Raw genomic sequence first — 25,718 nt, forward strand, 5'->3', positions numbered from 1 at the left:
AGCCAGGATCAAACTCTCCAAATTGGTGTTTGAAATGCTCATTACTTTTTTATCGCTTTTCTAACGATCCGTTAGGATCGTAAGGGCAGTTATTACTCGTTGTTCAGTTTTCAAAGAGCAATCTTTTCTTTCGTGTCAGCCGTATGTCTCGTTGGCGACCTAGATAATATATCACGTTCGCCTATAACAATGCAAGAACTTTTTTTAAAAAAGTAATAAAAAGATTTACGTCCTCGAATCCCCTCGTTTCATGCTTAGCTCGCGAAAAACTAATCGTCTATATAATGAAGAAAGAAATAAAAAAACGAGCGATGCGCCTATGCGCATGCTCGTTATTCGTTTACTTTTATTAGTATTGTTTTGAGGCCGTATATTTTGCAGCATCTTTAATCAATTCGAATTTTTTATTGCCCTTCTTCAAACCCGCATCTACTGTTGTATCTATCGTAACCCACTTGCCGCCTAAGTAGACTTCATTCCATGCGTGGTAAACATCTACATATGTCGATTTTCCCATCATCAGCTTCGTTGGAATATCCAAGCCGCGAAGCATCCCTGCAAACAAAGCTGCATAACCGTAGCAAATATCTTTTTTTGATTTTAAGGTGCGATCGATGTTCGGAAGGTAATCCACCGAAAGATTAGCCGCCAGTTGATGATCGTAATTAATGTTCGTGATAATAAAATCGTAGATAGCTTTTACTTTCTCCATATCTGTCTTTTTATTTTTCGCAAGCTCTTTTGCTTTCACAATCGCGCTGCTTGTATTTGTCCAACTGATATTTTGAATGGAGTTCAAGTATAATACCTTGCTGTCCTTCAAACTAAGCGTAACCGTTTGTTTTCTGACCAGCTTGTATTTGCTGCCTGATGTATTCTCTAAAACCGAAATCGTATATTGTCCGTTTCCGAGCTGCAGAGGGAATTGCTCTGATGTTTTACCGGAGGTCAGGTTATAGGTATAGTTCGTTTGGCCCTTAGCAACCATAAGTTTTGTTTTCACTTTGGCATTAACGGGGTAATCGATAGCAATAACACCGTTACTAAGATGAGACGTATCCAGCCAGTCTGAAGCCGCTGCTTCACTTGCCTGTGCTGTGGTGGCATTTATCGACGCGATAAGTACAAATGCCGCGATTATGCAAATAAATTTACGCATGAAAAAAACTCCTTTCGGTAGCTGGCTGCCATCTTCAGGAAGGCCCTATAGCTTTGCGTCCCTACCTTTCGATAGGTTTGCCATTATCGTGTGAAGCTTCATTAACACTAATATTAGTTCTAATATACCATATGAATCTATCAAATCAATACGAGTACTTAAAATATTATCATATTTTGGTAGTTTTTCAGATTTGCTGCGGCAGCGCTCTCCTCTAAATACAAAAAGAACCGCCGGCAGCTGACTGCCGTGCGGTTCTATTATTTCATTTTTATTCGGCGGAACGTTGATCTCTCATATGAGGGAACAATAGCACGTCGCGAATGGATGGCGCATCCGTAAGCAGCATGATCAACCGGTCGATACCGATTCCAAGCCCGCCTGTTGGCGGCATGCCGTATTCAAGAGCGCGGATAAAGTCTTCATCCATCTCATGCGCTTCATCGTTGCCATGCTCACGTTCAACCAGCTGCGATTCGAACCGCTCACGTTGGTCGATCGGATCGTTAAGCTCCGTAAAGGCGTTGGCATGCTCGCGCGCCACAATAAATAGCTCGAAACGATCTGTAAACCGCGGATCCGTCTCGCTCTTTTTCGCAAGAGGAGAAATCGCAACGGGATGTCCGGTCACGAAAGTCGGCTGGATAAGCGTGTGCTCGCAAAATTGTTCGAAAAAGGCATTAAGAATATGACCAAAAGTCATATGCGGATCAACCGGGACCTTATGCTCCTTCGCCAGACGCTGTGCTTCTTCGTCACTCATCTCGATCCCAAAATCAACGCCAGTCGTTTCTTTAACCAGCTCGACCATCGAAACACGGCGCCACTGCGGAGTTAAATCAATCTCTTGGCCTTGATAAGTGATTTTCGTTGTGCCGAGTACTTCTTGCGCGATATGTGCAATGACGTTTTCGGTTAGCGCCATAATATCCTTGTAGTCGGCATAAGCCTCATACAGTTCAATCATGGTGAACTCTGGATTGTGCCGTGTCGAAATTCCTTCATTCCGATACACGCGTCCAATTTCATATACCTTCTCCAAACCGCCTACAATTAGACGCTTCAGATGCAGCTCGATAGCAATACGCATGTAAAGCTGCATGTCGAGCGCGTTATGATGCGTTTCGAACGGTCTGGCTGCCGCACCGCCTGCAATAGAATGCAAAGTAGGCGTTTCTACCTCCAGATAACCGCGGGAATCCAAATAGCGGCGCATGGATTGAATGATTTTGGAACGGGTAATGAAGGTTTGCTGTACATCCGGATTCACGATAAGGTCAACATAACGCTGGCGGTAACGAAGCTCAACATCCTTCAGCCCATGATATTTATCAGGCAAAGGAAGCAGCGACTTCGTCAACACTTCAATATCATGCGCTTTGACCGAGACTTCGCCCGTGTTCGTTTTGAAAACGACGCCTTGCACGCCAATGATATCGCCAATATCCAGTAAATCGAATGCGGCAAATTTATGCTCTTCGACGGTATCCTTGCGAACATAAATTTGAATCCTGCCGCTCAAATCCTGGATCGTAGCAAATCCGGCTTTGCCCATTCCGCGTTTTTGCATAATGCGTCCTGCAATACGTACGGTAACAGCTTGGCCTTCCAGCTCTTCTTTGCTGTGCCCTTCATGAGCCTGTACAATTTCTTTGGCGTTATGCGTGCGTTCGAACTTGCGTCCGAAAGGGTCCACGCCTAGTCCTCTAAGCTCGTCTAGTTTGTCTCTGCGAATTTGCAAGAGTTCACTTAGCTCCTGCTCATTGTTTTCATGTTCCACTACTTTCATCTCCTTGATCGTTCGGCAAGCGTAAGCGGCTGTGGCCGGATTGTTGCGATAAAAACTCGTTTTCCGATAAAATATAAGCCCTGTATTCCTATGAAATATACGTTCTTATATTTTAAACGTTCAAAAAGCTTCCCACAAGGAAGCTTTTTGATCCGCGCATTGCAAACCTTATTTTTTGATATCGAGAATTTTGTATTGAATGATGCCGACAGGTACGTTGACTTCGACAACCGTTCCTTTTTTCTTGCCCAAAATCGCTTTGCCAACCGGGCTCTCGTTTGAGATCTTGTTTTGCAAAGGATCGGCTTCAGCTGTACCGACAATAGAGTACTCCATCGTATCGCCGTATTCCATATCTTCAACCGTAACAATAGAACCGATGCTAACGGTATCAATATCAATATCATCATTATTTATAATACGCGCGTTGCGCAGCATTTTCTCAAGGGTAAGCACGCGGCCTTCGATAAATGCTTGCTCGTTCTTCGCATCCTCGTACTCCGAGTTTTCACTTATATCACCATAGCCGATGGCTACTTTAATACGTTCAGCAACTTCACGACGCTTGACCGATTTCAAGTTCTCTAATTCATCTTCGAGCTTGCGCAGCCCTTCTTGAGTCAGAATGATTTGCTTATCGTTCATCTTTCCGATTCTCCTGTCATGTGACTAATTTTTCATACCTTGTATGAATTCACTGATACCTAATATATTACGCTTCTTAATCCTCATACCTACTGTTGTTTGAAGCGCTCTTGATGCGTTCGTTATTTATATTGCACGATTATATTGCAAAGGTACCATGAATGTCAATCAAAGCCAAACGACCCATTGAAACCGTTTCATTTTTTGAAAATGTAACAGAAGCCGCTGGATAGCGGCTTTTGTCGAATGGTGTCATTAACGACCGATTCAGGATCATGCTTATAACCGGTCTATGTGTATTTTAGTAGGCGACCTCTTCCGCAGCGCCTGATGTTCCGCCTGCAGTTTAAGCGGATTGGAATTCCGCATCCTCTTCAAGAGACCGTACATAGTTTTCCAAGATTGCTACCATCGGGTCACGGCCGGTTTCTTCCATAATGACATCTTTTACGCGAGCGCCGCCTGGAAGTCCCTTCAGGTACCATGCTAGGTGCTTGCGCATCTCGCGTACCGCAACCGCCTCGTTCTTCAATGCCACTAAACGATCGAGATGCAAAATAGCTACTTCCAATTTCTCACGCGGCGTCGGATCGCTAAGCAGCTCACCATTCGTCAAATATTGAATGGTCCGGTAAAGCATCCAAGGGTTTCCTAACGCGCCGCGTCCGATCATCACGCCGTCGCAGCCCGTGTGATCCAGAAGGCGTTTGGCATCCTCTGGCGAGAAAACGTCCCCATTGCCTATTACAGGAATGGATACCGCTTCTTTGACATCTTTTATGATGTCCCAATTGGCCTTGCCTGTATACAATTGCTCGCGTGTGCGTCCGTGTACGCTTACGGCTTTCCCGCCGGCGCGTTCAACGGCACGGGCATTCTCAACCGCGTAAATATGCTGGTCGTCCCACCCAATGCGCATTTTTACCGTCACCGGCTTCTGGACCGCATCCACAACGGACGAGACCATCTCATAAATCTTATTGGGATCGAGCAGCCAGCGGGCACCCGCATCGCATTTCGTTACCTTCGGTACCGGACAACCCATGTTGATATCGATAATATCCGCGTTGGTCTGCTTGTCTACGACCTTTGCCGCTTCTACAAGCGACTCGCGGTCACCGCCGAATATTTGCAGGCTGAGCGGCTTCTCGCGCTCATCGACAAACAGCATTTCGAGCGTTCTTTTGTTCCCGTGTAAAATCGCCTTGTCGCTCACCATCTCCGCACATACAAGACCTGTTCCAAACTCTTTGGCTATCAATCGAAAAGCAGGGTTGCACACGCCTGCCATCGGCGCTAGCACCACTCTGTTCTTCATCTCGATGTCTCCGATTTTCAGCATGTCGCTCCTTGCCCCCATAAGATATGCATCGTTATTCACGTGAATCAGACATTAATTCCTCGTAACTGATTCCTAGCGTTTTGGCTATATGACTTAGCAGCTTCGGATCTGTCTTCCTTGTTCCGCGTTCCAATGAACCGAGAACAGCTACCGATACACCAAGTTCCTTGGCCAGCTCCTGCTGAGTATAGCCCTTCAGCTTTCGAAAGGCTCTGACGCGCTGCGCCAATTGATTGTTTTCCATAACGTAATGCCTTCCTTTCCATCCAGAAGCGCCGCCTTTGACTCTGCGCTTACTTCTGCCTGCAGCCGATGCGATTGATCCAGAACATCATGCAGCGGCACAAGCACAAACGCCCGCTCCATCATGCGCGGATGCGGCAAGGTTAGTTCCTCTTGATCCATTCTGACATTATCGTATAGGAGAAGATCAAGGTCAATGGTTCTAGGTCCCCAACGTATTTGTCGAACTCTTCCTAATTGCTGCTCAAATTCCAGAAGCTGCCTCAGTAGTATTAATGGGGAAAGCGTCGTTCGCAAAGCGAGCGCCATATTGAGAAACGGCGGTTGATCCGTATAGCCTACCGGGTCCGTCTCATACATGCCGGATACCTTGCTTATCGCTATTTCCGGATGTGCGTCCAGCAGTCCAATCGCTGCAAGCAGCAGTTGTTCACGATTTCCCATGTTGGAACCTAATGCTATATAAGCCTCTGCCCCATTAAGCGGGTATTGTTCGTCCATCAGCGTCCCGCTTTCTGCGCAGCTCCACCGTTACTCCGTCAAAATGAATATCAAACGGCGGGTTCGGCTTGGTTACTCGAACCGTCACTTCATTTACCATAGTATAAACTTCCAGTACCCGTGTTGCAATGTGACCCGTTAAAGCTTCAATAAGCTTATATGGCGGGCCCTCTACAATCGTTTTTGCAAGAGCGTGTATTTCAACATAATTGACCGTCCTGTTCAAATCATCCGTTACCGCGGCCTGTTCTAAATCCATATCTAGCTCGATATCCACGTAATATTTTTGGCCGAGCTTGTTCTCTTCGGGAAAAACGCCGTGATAACCGTAAAACTTCATTCCTTTTATAAACATTTTATCCATGATCGTCACTCCCCCTTGCGATGCAGTTATTCTAATGATAAAAAAGCCGCTCTTAAACGCTGCAGCTTCCGCTTAGCTGCGATATACGATCGCGTCCGCCATAAGCGCGGCGCGTTTGATTGCCTTCACATCATGCACGCGCATCACCTGGCAGCCATAAGCGATTCCGAGAACAACGGTCGCTGCCGTCCCCTCAACAAGCTCGTCTACTGGCAGATTCAGCGTCTGCTTAATGAACCTTTTGCGCGAAGTCCCAAGCAGCACCGGATAACCGAGCGCCGACAGCTCAGACAGCCGACCAAGCATTTCTAAATTGTCTTCATGGGTTTTGGCAAAACCGATGCCCGGATCAAGCCATATCTGGTCCTCTTCGATTCCAGCGGCATGCGCCAAACTGACGCTGCCTTGCAGATCAGCAAGCACATCCGGGACAAGGTCATTGTAGTCCCTTGCATGACGGTTGTGGTTGATAATAACCGGACATCTATACTCAGCGACAACCGCAGCCATATTGGGATCGCCCTTAAGACCCCAGATGTCATTGATGATATGGGCGCCTGCCTCTAAGGCTTGGCGGGCTGTCTCCGCTTTGTACGTATCAATGGAGAGCGGGATATGCGGCAGCGCCTGGCGCACCGCGCGAATGACGGGAAGGATGCGCCGCAGCTCTTCCTCTGCGCTTACCGGTTCAAAGCCGGGACGTGTCGATTCACCGCCGATATCAAGAATGTCAGCGCCGTCCTCCACCATGGATATGGCGTGTGCAACGGCAGCCTCTACGTTCGTATAGCGCCCCCCGTCCGAGAAAGAATCCGGCGTAGCGTTCAAAATACCCATAATAAGCGTACGGTCACCCAATTCCAGCTTCGTTCCGCTTCCGAATTCATATGTCCTCTTATAAAAATCTGGTCTTTGATTCAATTTGCAGCCTCCGTTCTTCACTGTTTTCTTCTTTGAATGGCGCAGTCAACTAGCTGCCAATCCTATTCAACGCCCGTAGTTAGCCGGTATACCGCTAGTAGCTGTCTGGTCAAAGCCCCTGCTGTACCGTCACTGACGACCCTGCTTTTTCCACTGGCATCCGATAATTTCGTGACGGGAACAAGCTCCTGAATCGAATTGGTCAGCCAAATCTCATCGGCCTCCTGCAGCATCTCCCAGCTGTAAAGCCCTTCTTCCGTACGGCAGCCTTCTTTTTGTGCAAGCCTCAACACCTGCTCACGCGTAATGCCCGGCAGGATGCCCGTGGAAATAGCCGGCGTAAAAATCACGTTATCCTTCGCAAAAAATAAATTGCTGACGATTCCCTCCGCCAACCAGCCTTCATGGCTGAGCATCAGTCCCTCGGCTCCTGCAGATGCTTCGCTAGCCAGCAATTCCCGCTTCGCAATAATATTGTTCATATAATGGAGAGACTTGTAGCGGACATCGCCCTCCGGCGTGTTTCGCCGCGTCTGCATAAGCCGCAGCTCCCGTCCGCGCATATGAACCGCATCATTGACGGGAGGCAAAGCTTTTACAAGCATCAACACATTCGGCTTCTCATAGTCGCCGGTTGGAAGGCCAAGCTCCGCTTCCCCCGCACTAACGGTCAGGCGAACATAACCATCCTCAAGCCCGTTCGCCGCAAGCAAAGCTTTCACCCACTCTGTAACCTGTTCGGCATCCGGCCGATACCGGATACCAAGCTGCTCACAGCCCGCGAGCAAACGGCTCAAATGCCGTTCCAATAAATAAGGTGTCCCTTTATAGGTGCGAAATGTCTCGAATAAGCCCATGCCGTACAAAAAACCGTGATCATAAACTGAGATCACGGCTTCGCTCGCTTCCAAAACGGAGCCATTCAGTCCGATTTTCATCGCACTGCGCCCGTCCGGTTTTGCAAGAAATTACGAAGCATCGTGAGGCCATGCTCCGTTATTATCGATTCAGGGTGGAATTGCACGCCTTCAATCGGGTATTCCTTATGACGCAGGCCCATAATTTCACCTTCGTCTGTTTCTGCGGTAATTTCCAAGCAATCCGGCAATGTCTCACGGCGCACGATAAGCGAATGGTAGCGCGTAGCAGTAAACGGAGTAGGCATGCCCGCGAATATCGATTTTTCATCGTGATGGATCTCGGATGTTTTGCCGTGCATCAGCTTCTCCGCGCGCACAACCTCGCCTCCGAAAGCCTGTCCAATCGATTGATGGCCCAGGCAAACGCCAAAAATCGGAATTTTCCCTTTAAAATGTTCAATCAACGATAGGCTGATGCCTGCTTCATTCGGAGAGCAAGGACCTGGCGATATCAAGATATGGTCGGGTGCCAGCGCTTCAATCCCCGCCAAATCGATTTCATCATTGCGTTTTACCGTAATTTCTTCGCCAAGCTCACCCAAATACTGCACTAAATTGTACGTAAAAGAATCATAGTTATCGATTACCAGTATCATGTTAAGGCTCCCCCTTTATCCGGCTCTGCCGCCCGGTCATGCGCAGCAAACCGCTCGCTGTACTGAATGGCCTTCCATAACGCCTTTGCCTTGTTTAAAGATTCTTTGTACTCCCGCTCCGGATCGGAATCGATAACGATACCCGCTCCTGCTTGAATATGAACAATCCCATCCCGCAGCGCCATAGTTCTAATAATAATATTAAATTCCATATCCCCATTGTAGTCAATCCATCCGAGGGAGCCTGTATAAGGACCGCGCCTTGTCGGCTCAAGCTCTTCAATGATCTCCATCGTACGGATTTTTGGCGCGCCGGTTATCGTCCCGCCCGGGAAAGTGGCCGAAATAACATCATAAGCATCCTTGCCGCCGGCCAATTGGCCTTCCACCTGCGAAACAAGATGCATGACATGCGAATATTGTTCAATGACCATAAGCTCTTCGACCTTTACCGTGCCATAAGCAGAAATGCGTCCCAGATCATTTCTTTCCAAATCCACAAGCATAATATGCTCTGCTCGCTCCTTCTCGTTCGAGAGAAGCTCGTCAGCCAGCCGCAGGTCTTCCTCTTCAGTGCGTCCGCGCCTCCGCGTGCCGGCGATTGGCCTTGTTGCAAGCTTGCTCTCTTGAAGCTCAACCAAAAGCTCAGGCGAGGCAGATACGAGCTGGAAATCAGGACAGCGCAGAAAGCCCATGTAAGGCGAAGGGTTTACCAGTCTCAGCCATTCATACAGCTCTTCGGGCGAGGCTTTCACTTCCTTGCTTTGCCTTACGGAAAGATTCACTTGAAAGACATCGCCTTGCTCAATATACCGCTGTATGCGGCGAACCGCCTCCATATAGGCTTCCTTCGAAAAAGGAGAAGTGATGCCAGAGAGGGAATCGACATCCATTTGCAGCTGGTCATCCTCAAGTAAAAGCTGCCGCTTCGCCCGAAGCGAAGCTGCTTTTTTCTTCGCTTGTTCTTCATCAAACCAGGTTAACCAATAATCGGTCATCCCTTCGGCTTTCGATAAGGCACGTTCATAAGCATCACGCAGCGCTTCATCATCGGCACCGGGCTCGATCCTTGTATGGACGGAACAATACACCTTATCCTCCACATGATCAATGATCCAAAGCTCGTTTATTTGCATAAACAAATAATCCGGCATGCTCCGATCATCCAAGGCTACCTCCGGCAAGCGTTCAATAGAACGAATAATGTCGTAGCCCCAAAAACCGACGCAGCCGCCAATCCATTTCGGTCCATCCGTAGCCCTTGGTCCGAGCAGGCCGCTCATCCATTCCCTCACTACTTCAAGAGGTTTTCCGTCCCAATGACACTTGCTTTGCTCCTCTAACGAATGAAACGCTACCGATTCGGCAGATAAACCCTTGCCCCGTATGATCGCGTCAGGGTGCAAGCCCAAATACGTATAACGCCCGTCCTTGCCGCTCTCCAGTACAAAAGCATAAGGCGAAGCATCCTGCCACACCTCTTCCCATGATGCGACACCTGCCCTGTTTTCCAGCTGGAAAGGCAGTTCCTTAACTAGCGGCAGCGTTGTAAACTTCCGTTCGGCGTGCCACCGAGTCCATTGCTCCATAGCGGTGACCATCACCTTCGACCCCCGATAACTTGACTTATTTTGCTCAGTATACAGAATAGCAAGGTAAAAAGAAAGCCTTCCATTCCGGGGAATGAAAGGCTGTCTGCTATAGGGAATAAAAATTAGTTTTCGAAGTTGAACAATGGCGTGGAAAGGTAACGTTCGCCGTTGCTTGGAACGATCGCAACCACACGTTTGCCTGCGCCAAGCTCTTTAGCAACTTGCAGTGCCGCGTAAATTGCTGCGCCCGAAGAAATACCGCAAAGGATACCTTCTTCTTTCGCTGCGCGACGAGCGTATTCAAACGCATCTTCATTCTCGATTGTAATTACAGCGTCATAAATTTCACGGTTCAAAATTTCAGGTACGAAGTTAGCGCCGATACCTTGAATTTTGTGAGCGCCTGGTTTACCGCCGGATAGAATCGGGGAAGCAGCAGGCTCTACCGCGTAAATTTTAATTCCGTCAAAGTTTTTCTTAAGCACTTCGCCCGTACCAGAAATCGTGCCGCCCGTACCGATACCGGCTACGAATGCATCCAACTTGCCGTCAAGGGAGTTGATTGCTTCCACGATCTCAGGTCCTGTCGTTTCACGGTGGATCTTAACGTTCGCTTGGTTTTTGAATTGCTGCGGCAGGAAATAGTTAGGGTTCTCAGCAGCAAGCTCTTCTGCTTTGCGAACGGCACCGTTCATTCCCTCGGAGCCTGGCGTCAGTACTAGCTCTGCGCCGTAAGCGCGAAGCAGGTTGCGACGTTCAATACTCATTGTTTCTGGCATAACAAGAATAGCCCTGTAGCCTTTTGCTGCTGCTACGAGTGCTAGTCCGATTCCTGTGTTGCCGCTGGTAGGCTCAATGATGGTATCGCCTGGTTTAATGATTCCTTCTTGCTCAGCTACCTCGATCATGCTGATTGCAATACGGTCTTTTACGCTTGCACCCGGATTCTGGTATTCAAGCTTAACGTAAACTTCTGCACTGCCTTCAGGCACAAGACGATTTAAACGAACAAGCGGAGTATCACCGATAAGATCTAGAACGCTTTGCACAATTTTGGCCATGGAAATAACTGCCTCCTTATTCCGACTAATTCAGTTGGTTTTTTCACTAATTCCATCTTATCAATGTCTTGCATCCGTTGTCAATAGTGACTTTAACACTCCGCCGAAAACCTGACCAAACACAGTGCTATTCGGTTTTCATCGCATCATATTTAATCAGCAGCTTATCTTCCATTTCTGTCAGCGAGTCTGCACGCTCCAGTGCCAGTTGTTTGCGAACGGCTTCGTGCAGCCTGCTTCCTGTCAAATTCGTTGTCATTTGTCGTTCAATAAGACGAATAACCGCAAAGCCTCCGTCAACCTTCAGGGGACCGGCCATTTCGGCAATTTGCAACCGGCTGGCCGTATCCAGCATATCACGGTCGTAGAAAGGATCATCCTCGTCAATTAAGCCGAGATCACCGCCGGCATCCGCCGTAAAGGCATCAACCGAATAGGTTCGCGCCAGCTCAGCAAAATCTTCCCCGTCCGCAAGGAGCCCCAGCACGGTATTCGCTTCTCTTGACGTTTCGGTCATAATCCACTGCAGATGGAGCTGTGTTCGCGCTTCAAATTCCTCCGGATGATCGGCAATATAACGATCGACCTCTTCATCCGAGACATCGACGCTGCGAACGGCGATTTCCTCGAGCAGCAACCGGTAACGCAGATCTTCCTGTACCTGCTCCTTATTCATGCCAAGCTGTTCCTGCATCACTTCATAATAGCGCGATTCGCTTTCGTAACCCTCGGCCAGCTTCTTCAGCTCCCGGCTTTGTTCTTCCGCCGATATGTTGAGCCCGGATGCCGCTGCCTCCAAATCGATCGCTTTGTGTACCATTAACGTGCGCAATACAGCTTCCCCATATTGCTTCTGCAGCTCGCTCTTCAGTTCAGCCGCCGTAATCATTACCTTGCCTACCCTGGCAACAACCCGCCGTCCGTCGGCCATTTCGGACGAATCCGCGCCTGGCTTGCTCGGGTCTGCCGGATCCTCCTCGCTGCCAACATTCGTTTGCGGCTGTTGATCCAGCTGGCGTTCATTCCCCGGCCACACTTTTATGACTACGACTACCGTCAAAACAACCATACATACGGCTTGAAGGATGACAACGGCCCTCAGCATCTCGTATTTCCTCATTCCCCTAATGCCTCCGATTAATGGATCGGCTTCGGTTTCGCTTGAGCAAGCAGCAGCTCCAGCTGGGCCCGTTCAAATGTATACGCTTCGTTGCAAAATTGGCAAACGACTTCCGCTTTTCCGTCTTCTTCGATAATTTGCTGCAGCTCATGCTCGCCTAAGCTTAGAAGCGTCTGCTCCACGCGCTCAGAGGAACAAAAACATTGGAATTTCAAATCCATCGTATCGTGAATCTGAAGTTCGCTATCACCGACGATCCGGCGCAGTATACCTTCAGGCGTTTCACCTTGATCAAGCAATGCCGTCACGGGCGGCATCGCGCTAACCGCTTGCTCGAGCCTTGTAATTTCCTCATCGGTTAATCCAGGCATAAGCTGAACGATAAATCCGCCGGCATGCAGTACGGAATTATCCGTATCGACAAGCACTCCCAGGCCTACCGCGGAAGGCGTCTGCTCCGAAACAGCGAAATAATAAGTAAAATCCTCGCCGAGCTCGCCCGAAACGATCGGAATACTGCCGCGGTAAGGCTCTTTCATTCCTAAATCCTTTGTTATATGAAGATGTCCGCTGCGTCCGACTGCTCCTGCCACGTCCAGCTTGCCTTGCGCATTGCTTGCCAGATGCACCTCCGGATGATCAACATATCCGCGAACTTCCCCGTCTGCGTTAGCATCAACGACAATATGCCCAATCGGCCCGTCGCCCTTCACTTGAATCGTCAGCTTCTCTTGCCCTTTCAGCATGGCTCCCATGATGGCACCTGCCGTCAATGTCCGTCCTAGAGCCGCTGTAGCCGTTGGATAGGTGCCATGCCTTTGACGAAGCTCTTCAACAAGCTGAGTCGTGCAAGCCGCGAACACTCGGATTTTGCCGTTCCATGCCGTCCCACGCACCAGCACGTCCTTCAGCTGATTGTCCATCATAATCCCTCCTGATTGCGTTCATATATAATTCTTAATCCTTCAAGCGTAAGCAATGGATCTACCTCTTCTATCGTTTCCGATTCCGCGGCGATTAACTCCGCCAGACCACCGGTAGCGATCACGCGAGGCGAGACGCCGAATTCCGCACGGATTCGATTTACAATCCCATCCACCTGTCCTGCATAGCCGAAAATAATTCCCGCCTGCATTGACGTTACCGGATTGCGGCCAATGACGCTCTTCGGCTTCACCAGCTCGATGCGCGGCAGCTTAGCGGCGCGCTGATATAGCGCTTCTGTTGAAATGCCAATCCCAGGCACAATGGCGCCGCCGAGATAGTTGCCGCCTTCATCAATGTAATCGAAGGTCGTAGCCGTGCCAAAATCAACGACAATAAGCGGCGTACCGTATTTTTCGATACCGGCTACCGAATTCACGATACGGTCCGCCCCCACCTCACGCGGGTTTTCATAACGGATATTCAGTCCGGTTTTTACGCCTGGCCCCACGACTAAAGGCGTTTTACGCAAATATTTTAAGCATAGCTGCTCTAAGGTTCGCATTAAAGGAGGTACCACGGAGGAAATAATGACACCGTCCATCTGTTCAAGCTTTACGCCTGCATAATGAAACAGATTATGGATATTAATGCCGTACTCATCTACTGTCGCTGAACGATTCGTGCTTAGCCGCCAATGATGCAGAAGATCTTTTCCTTTGTATATGCCAAGTACGATGTTCGTATTCCCGACATCAATGACGAGGATCAAAGCGGCTCCCCACCCTTCTTCGCATTCAAATCCAAGCTGATATCCAGCGCATGGAAGGAGTAAGTCAATCCGCCTACCGAAATGACATCCACGCCACAATCTGCAATACCCTTTATCGTCTCTAGTGAAACGCCGCCGGACGCCTCAACAATGACATGAGGAGAGGTCGCTTTTATAAGGGCTACCGAATCCTTCATCAAAGCTGGGGCCATGTTGTCCAGCATAATGATATCTGCTCCGCAAGCCAGCGCTTCGCCTACCTGCTCAAGCGATTCCGTCTCGACTTCGATTTTCATCGTATGCGGAATTTTGCTGCGGGCGGCCTCAACCGCGGCGCGAATGCCGCCAGAGCCTTTAATATGGTTATCCTTAATCATCACGGCATCATACAAACCAAACCGATGATTAGCTCCGCCGCCTACGCGCACCGCGTATTTCTCCAGCATGCGGTGACCTGGCGTTGTTTTGCGCGTATCGACAAGCCGAACCGGAAGCCCCTCAAGCGCATCGACAAAAGCGCGAGTCTTGGTCGCTATGCCTGACAGCCTTTGCATCAAATTAAGCGCAAGGCGCTCACCAATGAGCAAGCTGTGCGTGCTGCCCTCCACTGTAGCGATCACGGTTCCTTTACTCACGCTGTCACCGTCCTGCACATTCGGAAGGAATGCAAGCGATGGATCCACAACCTCAAACACAAGCTTCGCAATCGGAAGCCCCGCGATAATACCGCTTTCTTTGACATGAATAACCGCCTTCGAACGCGAATCCCTGGGAATCGTCGTCTCCGTCGTTATATCTCCGCTGCCTATATCCTCAGCCAGCCAGCCGCGGATTTGCTCGCGAACTGCTGCATCATAACCGCCTGCCGTCCATTCATACATCCTCTATTCGCTCCTCCGTCAATCCATATAGACGGTGCAACACCGTATGCTTTCTCCACATCACATCGTCGCGTACCGGGAAATCCTCGCGGTAATGCGCACCGCGGCTTTCCTCGCGCGAGAGCGCAGCTTCCGTAGTTAGCAGCGCGCACGTTAGCAAATTAGCAAATTCATACTCTTCGCGCTCTGTAAGTATCGATTGATAAATCGGCAGCTGCCGCTTCAATTCCTCAAGCCCTTTTTCAAGACCCTTGGCATCTCTCCGCAAGCCTGCATACCGCACCATAATTTTTTGCAGCTTAAGCCGTCTCTCTACGACTGCCTGTATCGGCGTGCTGCTGCGTTCGGTTTCATTCTCGATAACAGGCTGAACCGAATGGCTTGGAAGCTCGTCTATTCGCTTTACGATTCTTCTCCCAAAGACAATCGCTTCGGAGAGCGAGTTGCTGGCAAGCCGATTCGCTCCGTGTACGCCGGTTGACGAAACTTCTCCGCAAGCGAACAAGCGCTTTATATTCGTTTCCCCATTTAGATCGGTTTTCACTCCGCCCATCATATAATGCATAGCCGGCGCAACCGGTATCCAGTCCGAGGTTAGGTCTAGTCCATATTTCAAGCAGTATTCATATATAGTAGGAAAACGATGTTTGACCATTTCCGCTGATTCATGCGTAATATCAATATAAACAAAGGTCGACTTCGTCTCTTCCATTTCGCTGACGATCGCGCGCGCCACGACATCCCTTGGAGCGAGCTCCAGCTGCTCATGATAACGATCCATGAAGCGTTCTCCCTTAATATTGCGAAGATACGCCCCTTCACCCCGTACAGCTTCCGAAATCAGAAATCTCGGTGCACCCGGATAACAGAGCGAGGTTGGATGAAACTGAATAAACTCTACGTCTTGTATGTAAGCGCCCGCTCGATAAGCCATTGCGATACCGTCTCCCGTTGCGACTTCAGGATTGGTTGTATACCGGTACAGCTGACCCGCGCCGCCTGAGCTGAGAATAACCGCTTTCCCCTTAACGAATAACCGCTGACCGCCAGGCTTTTGTACGATGGCACCGCAGCAAACGCCGTCCTGCGTAACCAGATCGATGACGAAATGGTCATCCCAAACTTCGATTTTCGGATTGGCAACCGCTGTTTCGGACAAAGCCCGTACAATTTCGAAGCCGGTAGCATCGCCATTGGCATGTAAAATACGCCGCTGGCTGTGCGCGCCTTCCTTCGTAAGCGCAAATTCGCCATTTTCCAAATCGAACTGCGTGCCCATTTGGATCAAACGGCGAACGCCTTTTGGCCCTTCGTGAACGAGTATATCGACGGCTTCATTCGAGCATAAGCCCGCGCCGGCTATAAGCGTATCCTGCCTATGGTATGCTGGCGAATCCTCGTCCGAAATCACGGCGGCAATACCGCCCTGCGCATAACGAGTGTTGCTGTCCAGCAGCGATTTTTTCGTAATCATTAGGACCGAGTTGTTTTCACTTGCCCGTATAGCGGTAAAAAGACCGGCAATGCCGGCCCCGATAACGATCACATCTTTTTCAATAACAGGCAGCTCATTCAGCTGCACATCAACTAAATATCTGGGAATCATCATGGCTCCTCCAAGGGTAAACGGCAAAAGCCGACCTTTTGCTGGGCTGCTTATGTCTCATAATGAAAAATAAACATAAAATAAAGGCATAGCTTAGCGATTCTTATATTTTAAGCATAGGAGCAGCGCCTATTACTTCACGAGTAACATGCGCTCCAAGGATAAACGGGCTTGATCCGCAACATGTGGCGGTACATAAATTTGAGGCTGCATCGTCTCTAACGCCTTAACGAGTTTCTTCAAATTATTAACCTTCATGTTAGGGCAAACCAAATATTTAGATGCAAAATGGAACGTTTTGCCCGGGCTGTCTAAACGCAGCTGGTAGCCTGTACCATCCTCCGTGCCCACGATAAACTCTTGGCAATCCGATTCTTTACAATATTTTATGATAGCGGTTGTGCTGCCTACAAAGTCGCCAAGTTCAACAACTTCCGGACGGCATTCGGGATGTACGACAAATTGCGCATTCGGGTATTTCGCTTTCATTTCTTCCACGTCTTTAACCGTAAGCATATCATGCGTATTGCAGTAACCTTCCCAGATAATCATTTTCTTATCGGTATTCTGCTGCACATAATGGCCCAGGTTTTTGTCCGGTACCCAAATAACCTCGTCACCCTCAACGGAATTGACGACTTTAACCGCATTCGCCGACGTACAGCAGATGTCAGTCTCCGCTTTGATTTCAGCAGACGAGTTGATGTAAGTGACGACCTTTGCATTCGGATGCTGAGCCTTCAGCTTACGCAGGCCATCCACGCTTACCATGTCCGCCATCGGGCAGCCGGCACGCTCATCGGGAATAATAACCGTTTTGTTTGGCGCCAAAATCTTTGCGCTCTCGCCCATAAAATGAACGCCGCAAAAAACGATGACTTCGGCATCGGTTTGGGCTGCCTTCTGCGCAAGCAGGAAGGAGTCCCCGCGGAAATCGGCAACCTCTTGAATTTCATCACGCTGGTAATAATGGGCTAAAATGATCGCATTCCGTTCTTTCTTCAACTGTAACAACCGTTCACGCAGCTCTCGGTTTTGCTCCGCCTTGCGTTCCAGTGCCAGTGCTTCCACAGTAGATCCTCTCCTCTTATGAGGGATGGGGGATAATGCCCATTCCGTTATACGGCAAGCACAACTTTGTGAATTGATGCACAAACTTAGAAAGTCGCTTACCTATAGTTTAAACCAAAAGGGATAAATTCATTTGATTAAGTTTTAATTTACACGCGGTGGATGCTACTGTCAATGTATTAAAGGCCATTTTAGGGCAGCAAGTCAAAATTAATTATTTTGCAGGCCGTCTCCGGGCAACCTTCGGCGAAAACGAGCCTTTTATTGCAACGTACAAGGTTAAACAGGGCCTGTGCGCTATGCTCTTTTATAAATAGAAAAGGTCTCTCTCCGTTTTGGAAAGAGACCGTCGATCAATTAACGCTTCGCAGGATCGTAAGGCTGCCCAAGCGCCGATGGAGCATTCGAGCGGCCGACAGCGCCAGCTAGAACGATGAGCGTCAAAATATAGGGCAGCATGTAGAAAAATTCAGCCGGAATTTGCTGTGCGAACTCAAAGCGCTGCATAAAGCTTCTGAGCGCCTGCGCGAGTCCAAAGAACATCGCCGCGCCAACGACGCCGAGCGGGTTCCACTTGCCGAAAATCAGTGCCGCGAGCGCGATAAAGCCTTGACCGGAGATCGTGTTATGCGCAAAGCTGCTTGTCGTCGTCAACGTGATCGTTGCGCCGCCAAGACCCGCCAGAGCGCCGCTGAGAAGGACGCCAATGTAACGGTATTTCGTTACGCTGATGCCCACGGTGTCCGCAGAGCTTGGGTGCTCGCCAACCGCCCGCAGACGCAAGCCGAAAGGCGTACGGAACAAGACGAAGTAGCTGATAAAAGCAAGCGCGATAACGATATAAGTCGTCGGATACGCGGTGAAAATCGCTTTTCCGAGCAAAGGGATGTCCGATAAGAAAGGAATCTGCCACTTATGGAATACATTTTCCAAAAGCGGCGTTTGTCCTGATCCTGCATACAAGCTTTTGGTTAGATAAAGCGACAAACCGAGTGATAGGATATTAATAACCACACCCACGACGGTTTGGTCGGCCCGGAACGTTATCGTTGATATCGCATGCAATAAAGAGACCAGAACCCCGTAGATACCCGCAGCGATAAATCCGATCCATGGCGATACATTGCCCATACCTGCCTGTATGGCGTATTCGGTAGCGACTGCCGCAGCAAACGCGCCGGACACCATCAAGCCTTCCAGACCAATGTTAACGACGCCCGAGCGCTCGGAGTACATCCCGCCTAACGCCGCAAAAATGAGCGCGGTGGAGAACACGAGCGTAGTATTAATAAGCTGTCCAATGACATCGAGTACGTTCATTCTACACCGCCTCCTTCCGCTTGCTTGCACGTTTATTTAGAAAAGGCTTCAAGAACCATTTCACTAATCCATGCGAAGCAACGAAGAAAATAACGGCGCCGATGACGATCCGCACGACCTCTGGAGGTACGCCGGCACCAAAGCTCATGCCTGCCGAGCCGTAGCTAAGCCCGCCGAATAAAATGGCCCCAAGGAGTACGCCAATCGGCGTATTTCCCCCAAGAAGGGCAACCGCAATACCGTCGAAACCATAACCCGGCGAAGCGGCCATAACGGTCTGATTGCCGAAGACGCCCAAAATTTCAAAGACGCCGCCGAGTCCTGCGAAAATACCGCTAATAAACATCGATTTAACCATCGTGACATTGACGTTCATACCCGCATACTGAGCGGCATCCGGATTATGGCCAACCGCGCGAAGCTCATAACCCTGTTTCGTGCGCCAAAGCACGATATAGAACAAAATGATGCAAAGGATGGCAATGACGGTTCCCCAGTGCATGCGGGCGTTGTCCATCAATTTGACGAGCCAGTCAATTTTCATCATCGCAGACTCGTGAATCGGCATTGATTTTTGCTGACCTTTCTCAACAAGGAACTTCGCAACGATAAAATTGGATAGGAAAAGCGCAATCCAGTTCAGCATGATGGAAGATATAACTTCATTCACGCCGCGCTTTGCTTTCAAGTATCCCGCTATGCCTGCCCATAACCCACCGAAGAGAGCACCAGTAATTACAGCCAACGGAGCATGAATGTACCATGGCAAATCGAGCAGCACGCCAATAATTGTCGCCCCGGTCATACCCATTACAAACTGGCCTTCTACCCCGATATTGAACAGTCCAGTGCGGAATGCAAACGATACCGCAAGTCCGGTAAAAATCAACGGCGTAATCGCACGGATCGCTTCGCCTATGTTATAAGGGGAACTAAACAGCTTATCCAGCAAAGAAGTATACGCTAGGATTGGTCTGTACCCGCCGGCCAGCATCGCAATAGCCCCGACGATAAGGCCGAGGATAATGGCCACAACCGGTATGAGGATAGACGATTTATTAAAAATTTTCTTCAAAGTATCCATTTACGCTATCCTCTCCCTTCCGCTGCAGCTGCGGCAGATTTGTTTCCTGCCATCATAAGACCAAGCTGCTGATCGTCTCTGCGTTCTGCATCAACCTCACCCATCAGCCGGCCCTCGTACATGACCGCGATGCGATCAGACAAGGCATACAACTCATCGAGCTCAAAGGACACTAGCAAAATGGCTTTTCCTTCGTTTCGGGCTTGAACTAACCGTTTATGCACATATTCAATGGCGCCGATATCCAACCCGCGGGTCGGCTGCACGGCAATCAATAAGTCCGGGTCCTTGTGCAGCTCACGAGCGATAATGGCCTTTTGCTGATTACCGCCAGACAACGCGCGAGCATGCGTATGGATGCCTGATGACCGAACGTCAAATTCCTTTACAAGCTTATCGGACAGCACATCCATTGCTTTATAATCAATAAACATCGAGCTTCCGAACTCCGGTTCGAAGTAAGTGTTCAAAATCATATTTTCGCTGACGCTGAAGTCGAGCACTAAACCATGCTTATGCCTGTCCTCCGGAATATGGCCTACGCCGGCAACCGAGACTTGCCGCGGTGAATGATTGGTCATGTCGTGGCCGTTCAGCTTCACGCTGCCGCTATCGACCTTGCGCATTCCCGTGATCGCATAGATGAGCTCGCTTTGCCCATTGCCGTCAACGCCTGCTATACCGACAATTTCGCCGGCCCGGATATTAAAAGTAACGCCATTCAAAGCATTTTTGCCCTGCTCGCCTTTCATTTGCAAGGCATCCACCGATAAAATAACCTCTCCCGGCTTTTGCTTTGTCTTCTGAACCTCAAAGGAAACGTCACGGCCAACCATTAGCTCCGCAAGCTGCTGCTCATTTGTCTCTTTCGTCGTAACAGTCTTGATTACCTTGCCGCGCCGTATAACGGTTACTGAGTCAGCGAGCGCCATAACCTCTTTTAATTTATGCGTAATGATAATGATCGATTTGCCTTCCGCAGCCAGGTTGCGAATAATCTCGATTAGCTCTTCGATTTCCTGAACGGTCAAAACGGCAGTCGGCTCGTCAAAAATAACGATTTCCGCTCCGCGGTATAACGTTTTTAAAATTTCAACGCGCTGCTGCATGCCTACCGTAATATCTTTAATTCGCGCCTGAGGATCCACTTTAAGACCATAACGTTCGGAGATCGTCCGAACCTTCTCATTTGCAAGCTTGTAGTCAATTTTCAACCCTTTTACGGGCTCGTTTCCAAGTACAATATTTTCCGATACCGTAAACGGCTGAACGAGCTTAAAATGCTGATGCACCATGCCGATGCCAAGATCAATGGCCTTCGATGCACCCTCAATAACAGTCTGTTTTCCGTTAATCCAAATTTCGCCCTCATCCGGCTGATAAAGGCCAAACAGAATATTCATAAGCGTCGATTTCCCTGCGCCATTCTCGCCTAGGAGCGCATGGATTTCGCCTTTTTTCAATTCAAAATTGATGGAATCGTTGGCAACGAGCCCAGGAAACCGTTTTGTAATTCCTTTTAACTCTACTGCTGTTATGCTCCGGTCCATTCCTTATCATCTCCCCGGTTTTACCCCTATGTAAACACGAATCGCAAATGAAGAACCCTATAAGCTAGAAAACTTATAAAATCTTCATTTGAAAAAAGAATAAGACCGGCCGAAGCCGGTCTTTGTCTGATCCATCGACGAACGCTCCTCAATCAAAGGATACCAATGAATGATGAAAACTATTCAGTCGGTACTTTAATTTCGCCGCTAACGATTTTTGCTTTGTATTCTTCTACTTTAGCAAGCACATCAGCAGGAACGTTCTTTTCAGATGTATCCGGCAAGCCTACAGCATCATCTTTCAAACCAAGCTCTTGCGTCGTACCGCCTGCAAAGTTTCCAGCGATCAAGTCTTTCGATACTTTATGAACCGCTGCTTCAACGCCCTTCATCATCGAGGTAAGCGTAATTTCATCGCCGAATTCGAGCGATTGGTCTTTATCTACACCGATAACCCATACATCGTCGCCATTATCCTTACGGGCTTTGGCTTCGTTGAATACACCGTTTCCTGTACCGCCAGCCGCGTGGAAAATGATGTCCACTCCGCCGTCATACATCGTTGCTGCAGCCAATTTACCAAGATCCGGCTTACCGAAATCGCCTGTATAGTCTACCTCAACCTTAGCATCCGGTTTAACGGCAGCAACACCTGCTTTAAAGCCTGCCTCGAACTTTTTGATAACCGGAATTTCCATTCCGCCTACAAATCCGATTTTGTTGGTTTTGGTCATCATACCCGCAACAACGCCAACCAAGAATGAACCTTCATGCTCGGCAAAAGTAATGGAAGCCACGTTTGGCGCTTCGATTACGCTGTCGATAACAGCCAGCTTAGCATCCGGGTTTTCTTTCGCAACTTTGCTTAGCGCGTCATTGAACAAGAAACCGATACCCCAAGTCAGGTTGTAGCCTTCTTTAACGAAGCTGTTCAGGTTCGGCTCCATATCGGCTTCGCCTTTACTTTCCAAAAATTTAGTAGCAGCGCCCGTCTCAGCCGTTACCGTCTCAAGAGCCTCCCATGCGCTCTGGTTGAACGATTTGTCATGCACGCCGCCTACGTCAGTAACCATGCCGATCTTAAAATCTTTGCCTGTTCCGTCGGATTCAACTTTGGTACCTTCATTCGTACCCGTGTTTGCTCCGCCCTCATTGTTATTCTTCGCTCCGCAAGCCGACAACACTAGTGTCAGCGCGATCATCATCACAAGCATAAAGCTAAATGTTTTTTTCATGCGTGTTCTCTCCCTTGCTTAGGATTTGGTGATGCCTTGCAACCCCTGTTTACCTTCTTATTCTTGCTGATCCTGGCCGCTATTATTTCATTATAGTTACAAAAAAATAAACGTCAATGATTTAATGTAAGGTTATGTAACATAAAACCAATGATTCTATTTTAATGTAACATTTATGTGATGTTCGGCCAAAAAATATAAACCATTATGTTAGCTTTTTTGTTTTTCCGCTAATGGTTTATACCCGTATTATAGGCTATATCCGAACATTAATAAAGGAAAAAAATAGTCGTCCTGCTACTCCTTACAAGTAGCAAGACGACTATAACCAATCATTAATATCAGATATTTACTCTTTTTTGTCCGGATCTTCCGAGCTGTCGCGTTTCTCAAGAACCGGATCTTTTACTTCATCCTGATCATGAGTCTGGATACGCACCTTCACATCGCCAATTGTTTCTACAATCGGTTCTGCAGTTGGTTCGACAGTTGTCGCAGTTGTGTCTGAAGATGAACTGCCGTTCAAAGAACCCGTTTCAACTAGTCGTTTGATTTGCTCGAGTTCAAGCGTTTCCTCGCTAAGCAGCGTTTGAGCAATCAAATGCATTTCCTTGCTCTTCTCTGACAATAGCTTCTTCGCACGATCGTAGCAGCCCGTTATGATAGATTGCATTTCTTGATCGATCTCGTAAGCAATCGCATCCGAATAGTTCTGTTCATGACCGATATCGCGGCCTAGGAATACTTGCCCTTGCGAACTGCCAAATTGCATTGGTCCAAGCTTGTCGCTCATCCCGTATTCCATAATCATAGCACGCACGATGCTGGTCGCTTGCTTAAAGTCGCTGTAAGCGCCTGTTCCGATCTCCCCAATAAACAGCTCTTCCGCAACACGGCCTGCAAGCAAGCCGGTAATCTTATCAAGAAGCTCCTGCTTGGTTACAAGCATGCGATCTTCCTTCGGAAGCATGATGACGTATCCGCCGGCACGACCGCGCGGAATAATCGTAACTTTATGAACCATATCCGCATGCTCCAAGAAGTAGCCTGCAATGGTATGTCCCGCCTCATGGTAAGCGACGATCCGTTTCTCGCGATCACTAACGACACGGCTTTTCTTCTCCGTCCCGACAATGATCCGGTCAATGGCATCATCTACCTCAACCATAGCGATATCTTTCTTATTGCGACGGGCAGCCAGAAGCGCTGCTTCATTTAGTAAGTTTTCAAGGTCTGCACCGCTGAAGCCAGTCGTACGTTTCGCAATAACTTCAAGCTTAACGTCCTTAGCAAGCGGCTTATTGCGAGCATGTACTTTCAATACAGCTTCGCGGCCTTTCACATCTGGACGATCAACCGTGATTTGACGGTCAAAACGGCCTGGACGGAGAAGGGCTGGATCAAGAATGTCCGGACGGTTTGTTGCCGCAACGATAATAATGCCTTCGTTAGCGCCGAATCCATCCATTTCAACAAGCAGCTGATTGAGCGTTTGTTCACGTTCGTCATGTCCGCCGCCAAGACCGGCGCCGCGCTGACGGCCTACCGCATCAATCTCATCGATAAAAATGATACATGGAGCATTTTTCTTCGCATTCTCGAATAGATCGCGTACGCGGGATGCGCCGACACCGACGAACATCTCTACGAAATCAGAACCGGAGATACTAAAGAATGGTACGCCAGCTTCCCCTGCTACCGCACGGGCAAGCAAAGTTTTACCTGTACCCGGAGGACCGACAAGCAATACGCCCTTCGGAATACGTGCGCCAACTAAATTGAACTTCCGCGGATCCTTCAAGAAGTCGACAACCTCAACGAGTTCTTGCTTCTCCTCGTCGGCGCCTGCAACATCCTCGAACGTAATCCGTTTCTTCTCATTATCGTAAAGCCGCGCTTTGCTCTTGCCAAAGTTCATGACTTTGCCGCCGCCGCCCTGCGCTTGATTCATTAAGAAGAAGAACAGGACAAAAATGATGACAAACGGAATAATGGAGGTGAGGAATGTAAGCCAAATGCTCGGCTGATCCATTTCCTTGCTCTCTAGCTTAAAGCCAAACTGCTCCTGCCAAGCGAGGATCTTCTCCTCTGCTTTGACGCTGACCCTCGATACGAATTGATCGCTTTCTGCGCCTGCAGGCTTTGTATTATATTTACCAGAAACAAAATAAGTTTGGTTCTCATACTTAACACTCAGTTCTTTAACATTGCCTGATTCAACCGCAGCGCGAAGCTCGTCATATCGCAATCCAACTGTCGTGTCATTTTGGCTGCTGATAAATTGAAAAATCCCAACGGTCACCAAAAAGATAATTAAATAAAAACCAGTATTACGGATGATCCGATTCATCCCCAACCTCCTCTCAGACGCTTAAAATATTTTACCATATCATGACTTTCCATAACAATAGAGGCATACGGAGAAGGGCATGTACGGGTGAATCGCTGCTATTTTTCATAGACCTGCGGTTTCAAAATGCCAATATAAGGCAAATTACGGTATTTCTCCGCAAAATCCAGTCCATAACCGACAACAAACTCGTCCGGCAGCGTAAAGCCTTTGTAATCCGCTTCCAGATCAACTGTGCGGCGCCCCGGTTTATCGAACAAGGTCACAACTGTAACCGACTTCGCATTTCGACGTTCTAGAACATCAATTAAATAGCTGAGCGTTAGCCCGCTGTCGATAATATCCTCGACGATTAGAACATCGCGGCCTTCGACCGAAACATCTAGATCTTTGATGATTTTTACAACGCCGGATGACTTCGTGGATTGCCCGTAGCTGGACACGGCCATAAAATCAATTTCAAGCGGTACTGTTATTTCCTTGACCAAATCGGCCATAAAAATAAACGCGCCTTTCAAAACACAAATAACGAGCGGATTACGCCCGCCAAAATCTCTGCTCAGCGTTGCGCCAAGCTCTTTTACCTTCTCACCAATTTGCTGCGCGTCGTACAATACTTCTTGAATATCGTTCTGCAAAGTAGAAATCCCCCTACGCCTTAACTATGTTTAT

24 protein-coding genes and 1 riboswitch are annotated in these 25,718 nt (G+C 48.7%); all 24 genes read right to left on the reverse strand.

What is annotated here, in order from left to right:
• Positions 1-349 precede the first annotated feature (349 nt).
• Complete coding sequence (locus MRBLPE1_RS32715; RefSeq protein ID WP_364154633.1) at positions 350-1,159, reverse strand: transglutaminase-like domain-containing protein; 810 nt, start codon at positions 1,157-1,159, stop codon at positions 350-352.
• 13 nt (positions 1,160-1,172) lie between these two features.
• Positions 1,173-1,251: riboswitch (cyclic di-GMP riboswitch) on the reverse strand.
• Between the two features lie 179 nt (positions 1,252-1,430).
• On the reverse strand, positions 1,431-2,939 hold the full coding sequence (gene lysS / locus MRBLPE1_RS32720) for a lysine--tRNA ligase (protein ID WP_364154635.1): 1,509 nt from the start codon (positions 2,937-2,939) through the stop codon (positions 1,431-1,433).
• A gap of 177 nt (positions 2,940-3,116) precedes the next feature.
• Positions 3,117-3,593 (reverse strand): transcription elongation factor GreA, encoded by a 477-nt coding sequence (greA, locus tag MRBLPE1_RS32725; protein ID WP_053373331.1) that lies wholly within the window; start codon positions 3,591-3,593, stop codon positions 3,117-3,119.
• Positions 3,594-3,939: 346 nt separating this feature from the next.
• Positions 3,940-4,935, reverse strand: a complete 996-nt coding sequence (dusB, locus tag MRBLPE1_RS32730; RefSeq protein WP_364154638.1) for a tRNA dihydrouridine synthase DusB — start codon at positions 4,933-4,935, stop codon at positions 3,940-3,942.
• Between the two features lie 31 nt (positions 4,936-4,966).
• Positions 4,967-5,179, reverse strand: coding sequence for a helix-turn-helix domain-containing protein (locus MRBLPE1_RS32735; protein WP_364154641.1), 213 nt, complete (start codon positions 5,177-5,179; stop codon positions 4,967-4,969).
• Entirely contained in the window at positions 5,131-5,679 is a 549-nt protein-coding gene (gene folK / locus MRBLPE1_RS32740; RefSeq protein ID WP_364154644.1) for a 2-amino-4-hydroxy-6-hydroxymethyldihydropteridine diphosphokinase, read from the reverse strand. Before folK ends, MRBLPE1_RS32735 begins: the two co-directional genes overlap by 49 nt.
• A complete protein-coding gene (gene folB / locus MRBLPE1_RS32745; protein ID WP_364154646.1) occupies positions 5,657-6,043 on the reverse strand; it encodes a dihydroneopterin aldolase in 387 nt (128 codons plus the stop codon). Before folB ends, folK begins: the two co-directional genes overlap by 23 nt.
• Before the next feature lie 72 nt (positions 6,044-6,115).
• Positions 6,116-6,964 (reverse strand): dihydropteroate synthase, encoded by an 849-nt coding sequence (folP, locus tag MRBLPE1_RS32750; RefSeq protein WP_364154649.1) that lies wholly within the window; start codon positions 6,962-6,964, stop codon positions 6,116-6,118.
• Between the two features lie 62 nt (positions 6,965-7,026).
• The gene (gene pabC, locus MRBLPE1_RS32755) at positions 7,027-7,902 is read right to left on the reverse strand and encodes an aminodeoxychorismate lyase (protein ID WP_364154651.1); all 876 of its coding nucleotides are present in this window, start codon (positions 7,900-7,902) and stop codon (positions 7,027-7,029) included.
• Positions 7,899-8,480, reverse strand: coding sequence for an aminodeoxychorismate/anthranilate synthase component II (gene pabA / locus MRBLPE1_RS32760; RefSeq protein WP_364154654.1), 582 nt, complete (start codon positions 8,478-8,480; stop codon positions 7,899-7,901). The genes pabC and pabA overlap by 4 nt, the downstream gene beginning before the upstream one ends.
• Entirely contained in the window at positions 8,477-10,069 is a 1,593-nt protein-coding gene (locus MRBLPE1_RS32765; RefSeq protein WP_364154657.1) for an anthranilate synthase component I family protein, read from the reverse strand. The genes pabA and MRBLPE1_RS32765 overlap by 4 nt, the downstream gene beginning before the upstream one ends.
• 125 nt (positions 10,070-10,194) lie before the next feature.
• Positions 10,195-11,133 (reverse strand): cysteine synthase A, encoded by a 939-nt coding sequence (cysK, locus tag MRBLPE1_RS32770; RefSeq protein ID WP_364154660.1) that lies wholly within the window; start codon positions 11,131-11,133, stop codon positions 10,195-10,197.
• A gap of 127 nt (positions 11,134-11,260) precedes the next feature.
• Positions 11,261-12,253 carry a peptidylprolyl isomerase gene (locus MRBLPE1_RS32775; protein ID WP_364154663.1) on the reverse strand — a complete coding sequence of 331 codons (993 nt, stop codon included), beginning with the start codon at positions 12,251-12,253 and terminating at the stop codon, positions 11,261-11,263.
• Between the two features lie 17 nt (positions 12,254-12,270).
• Positions 12,271-13,176 carry an Hsp33 family molecular chaperone HslO gene (gene hslO, locus MRBLPE1_RS32780; protein WP_364154666.1) on the reverse strand — a complete coding sequence of 302 codons (906 nt, stop codon included), beginning with the start codon at positions 13,174-13,176 and terminating at the stop codon, positions 12,271-12,273.
• Complete coding sequence (locus MRBLPE1_RS32785) at positions 13,176-13,949, reverse strand: type III pantothenate kinase (protein WP_364154669.1); 774 nt, start codon at positions 13,947-13,949, stop codon at positions 13,176-13,178. Before MRBLPE1_RS32785 ends, hslO begins: the two co-directional genes overlap by 1 nt.
• Positions 13,946-14,830 carry a carboxylating nicotinate-nucleotide diphosphorylase gene (nadC, locus tag MRBLPE1_RS32790; RefSeq protein ID WP_364154672.1) on the reverse strand — a complete coding sequence of 295 codons (885 nt, stop codon included), beginning with the start codon at positions 14,828-14,830 and terminating at the stop codon, positions 13,946-13,948. The genes MRBLPE1_RS32785 and nadC overlap by 4 nt, the downstream gene beginning before the upstream one ends.
• Positions 14,823-16,436 (reverse strand): L-aspartate oxidase, encoded by a 1,614-nt coding sequence (gene nadB / locus MRBLPE1_RS32795; RefSeq protein ID WP_364154675.1) that lies wholly within the window; start codon positions 16,434-16,436, stop codon positions 14,823-14,825. The genes nadC and nadB overlap by 8 nt, the downstream gene beginning before the upstream one ends.
• A gap of 132 nt (positions 16,437-16,568) precedes the next feature.
• Positions 16,569-17,507, reverse strand: a complete 939-nt coding sequence (gene nadA / locus MRBLPE1_RS32800; protein ID WP_364154678.1) for a quinolinate synthase NadA — start codon at positions 17,505-17,507, stop codon at positions 16,569-16,571.
• Between the two features lie 357 nt (positions 17,508-17,864).
• On the reverse strand, positions 17,865-18,827 hold the full coding sequence (locus MRBLPE1_RS32805; RefSeq protein ID WP_364154680.1) for an ABC transporter permease: 963 nt from the start codon (positions 18,825-18,827) through the stop codon (positions 17,865-17,867).
• 1 nt (position 18,828) lies between these two features.
• The gene (locus MRBLPE1_RS32810) at positions 18,829-19,911 is read right to left on the reverse strand and encodes an ABC transporter permease (protein WP_364154683.1); all 1,083 of its coding nucleotides are present in this window, start codon (positions 19,909-19,911) and stop codon (positions 18,829-18,831) included.
• Between the two features lie 5 nt (positions 19,912-19,916).
• Positions 19,917-21,461: an ABC transporter ATP-binding protein gene (locus tag MRBLPE1_RS32815; RefSeq protein WP_364154686.1), complete on the reverse strand. Its 1,545-nt coding sequence runs from the start codon at positions 21,459-21,461 to the stop codon at positions 19,917-19,919.
• 179 nt (positions 21,462-21,640) lie between these two features.
• Positions 21,641-22,696 carry a BMP family lipoprotein gene (locus MRBLPE1_RS32820; protein ID WP_364154688.1) on the reverse strand — a complete coding sequence of 352 codons (1,056 nt, stop codon included), beginning with the start codon at positions 22,694-22,696 and terminating at the stop codon, positions 21,641-21,643.
• 349 nt (positions 22,697-23,045) lie between these two features.
• Entirely contained in the window at positions 23,046-25,046 is a 2,001-nt protein-coding gene (gene ftsH, locus MRBLPE1_RS32825) for an ATP-dependent zinc metalloprotease FtsH (protein ID WP_364154691.1), read from the reverse strand.
• A 98-nt stretch (positions 25,047-25,144) separates the two neighbouring features.
• Complete coding sequence (gene hpt, locus MRBLPE1_RS32830; RefSeq protein WP_364154694.1) at positions 25,145-25,684, reverse strand: hypoxanthine phosphoribosyltransferase; 540 nt, start codon at positions 25,682-25,684, stop codon at positions 25,145-25,147.
• Positions 25,685-25,718: the final 34 nt, after the last annotated feature.

Source organism: Paenibacillus sp. LPE1-1-1.1, from assembly GCF_040676435.1.
Classification (GTDB): domain Bacteria; phylum Bacillota; class Bacilli; order Paenibacillales; family Paenibacillaceae; genus Pristimantibacillus.